Consider the following 2,133-nt stretch of genomic DNA (forward strand, 5'->3'; position numbering starts at 1 on the left):
ATATTGAATGTAGAGGAAGATTATTATGTCAGTTATCGATAAATTGAAACTTAATAAGTATACGAATATGGTGGTTATTAACGAACCGAACGATTATGAAGTGTTTGGAGATAAACCAACTACATTTTCTAAAGAGCATGATGCTGTTTTTATTTTTGTAGAAACGCTTGATGAGATGGTAGAGCATACAAATTTCATTATTAAAAATGAAGAGTTGTTACTTGAGAAAGGTTATGTCTTTTTTGCTTATCCGAAAAAAGGTAATGCTCGTTACAGTACTTTTATTCATCGTGATGAAATGTTTCCAGCGTTAAATGTTGGAGAAGATGGATATGTAGGAAATAGTGATATTAAATTTGCGCGAATGGTAAGTATGGATGACGTTTTCACTGTTGTTGGTTTAAAACGTGAAAAGAAAAAAGCAAAGAAAACGCCTGCTGCAAGTCAATGTGTTGCTGATTATGCTGATCGAATTCAAGATGTGGAAGCATTATTGGCTAATCATCCCACTGAACTTAAATTTTATCAAAGTTTAACTCCTGGATATCAAAAAGATTGGGCACGTAATTTATTTTCTGTAAAACAAGAAAAAACACGTGAAAAACGTCTTGAGAAAATGATTGAAATCCTTTCACAAGGCTATAAAACAATTGAATTATTCCGTAAGAAGAAAAAATAACGATTAGGAACGTCACAATGATGCAACAATTAATTACGTTGAACACATTGAAAAAAGGATTCCTTCCATTATACTAAAGTATGTTCTTATATTTAAATAATTAGCAAAAGAGAAAAGGTGTTTGAAATGAAATCGTATATTGTAGTTGGAGCTGGAATTTTAGGAGCATCTACTGCTTATCATCTTGCTAAGGCTGGTGCGAAGGTTACTATTGTAGATCGTCAAGAGTTAGGTCAAGCAACTGACGCAGCAGCAGGTATTGTCTGTCCTTGGCTGTCGCAACGTCGTAATAAAGCATGGTATAAAATCGTTAAAGGCGGTGCACGTTACTATTCTTCGTTAATTCAGCAATTAGAAGAAGACGGTGAAACGGATACAGGTTACAACCGTGTAGGTGCAATTAGTTTACATACTGATGAGAAAAAACTAGATCAAATGGAAGAGAGAGCGTATAAACGCCGTGAAGATGCACCGGAGATTGGTGAAATCACTCGCTTATCAGCTGAAGAAACGAAAAAATTATTCCCAGCATTATCGGAAGAATATAGTTCTGTTCATATTAGTGGCGCTGCACGAGTAAATGGAAGATTATTACGCAACGCATTAATAAGCGCTGCGAAAAAACATGGTGCAACTTTCATAAAAGGTGATGCAGTATTAGTCCGTGAAGGGAATCATATTACGGGAGTTAAAGTAAACGACGAAACAATTGTAGCGGAAAAGGTAATGGTAACTGCAGGCGCATGGGCGAACGAAATCTTGAACCCATTAGGAATTAATTTCTTAGTTACGTTCCAAAAAGGACAAATTGTTCATTTACAAATGGAAAATACAGCAACAGAAAATATGCCAGTTGTTATGCCGCCGAACGATCAATATATTTTAACATTTGACAATGGCCATGTCGTAATTGGTGCAACGCATGAGAATGATACTGGTTTCGATCACCGTGTAACAGCTGGTGGTTTACATGAAGTATTCCATAAAGCGTTAACAGTAGCGCCTGGTTTAGAAGATGGTACAATGGTTGAAACAAGAGTTGGCTTTAGACCGTTTACACCAGGGTTCTTACCTGTTATTGGACCACTACCTAATTTTGAAGGCATACTCATTGCGAACGGATTAGGTGCTTCAGGATTAACAGCAGGTCCATACTTAGGATCTCAACTTGCTAAACTTGCGTTAGGGCAACCGATTGAATTAGATTTAAATGATTATGATGTTGCTGGGGCAATGGAATAGTAATAAACAAAAAAGATTAGGAGTGATTTCCTAATCTTTTTGTTATGTTATTTGGGCGTAACTAAGTATTTTTAAACAAGGGGTACCACCACATCGTTATCAAGCTAAGAAAATAGATAACCCACAAAACGAAAAATTTTTGCCTTTTATAGCAACGAAGTGCATTTTTATCGTTTGAGGTATTAGAGAAGAAAGATGGATTTGTTCAATAT

Annotated in this window: 2 protein-coding genes; both read left to right on the plus strand. The window is 35.9% G+C overall.

Annotated features, from left to right (window positions below; translation table 11 throughout):
- Positions 1-25 precede the first annotated feature (25 nt).
- Complete coding sequence (locus tag AB3X48_RS21450; protein ID WP_016104957.1) at positions 26-679, plus strand: YdeI/OmpD-associated family protein; 654 nt, start codon at positions 26-28, stop codon at positions 677-679.
- 126 nt (positions 680-805) lie between these two features.
- Positions 806-1,921, plus strand: coding sequence for an NAD(P)/FAD-dependent oxidoreductase (locus AB3X48_RS21455; RefSeq protein ID WP_016104958.1), 1,116 nt, complete (start codon positions 806-808; stop codon positions 1,919-1,921).
- Positions 1,922-2,133 lie beyond the last annotated feature (212 nt).

It is taken from the genome of Bacillus sp. S4 (genome assembly GCF_040838205.1).
In the GTDB taxonomy this organism is placed as follows: domain Bacteria; phylum Bacillota; class Bacilli; order Bacillales; family Bacillaceae_G; genus Bacillus_A; species Bacillus_A cereus_U.